1 pseudogene is annotated in these 265 nt (G+C 65.3%); it reads left to right on the top strand.

Features of this window, described 5'->3' with window-relative positions:
- Positions 1–189: pseudogene (locus AC3XQU_RS24080) on the top strand (C4-dicarboxylate transporter DctA); the annotation flags it as partial.
- Positions 190–265 lie beyond the last annotated feature (76 nt).

Below are 265 nucleotides of genomic sequence, written 5' to 3'. Positions count from 1 at the left end.
CGGCTTATGGACTCCATGCGTGTCTCGGTGAACCTGCTGGGGAACTGTGTTGCCACGTTTGTGGTGGCCAAGTGGGAGGGCCAGTTCGACCGTGAAGCCATGCTCCGCGCGTTCCGTGGCGAACTACCCGAACAGGAACGGTCGGCGGAAGCGCCGGTGTCGGAAATCACTGCTGCGGGGGCTCGGTAGGCTCACGCGGCTCAAGGGCTGCGGCCAGCTCAGAGAGGGCAGCCCGGCGTTTTCACAGAGGCAGGGGCCGGTTCTC

The organism is Telluria sp. AZSoR62 (assembly GCF_058111565.1).
The sequence above is the reverse complement of the archived record's forward strand: the minus strand, read 5'-3'. Positions and strand labels throughout refer to the sequence as shown.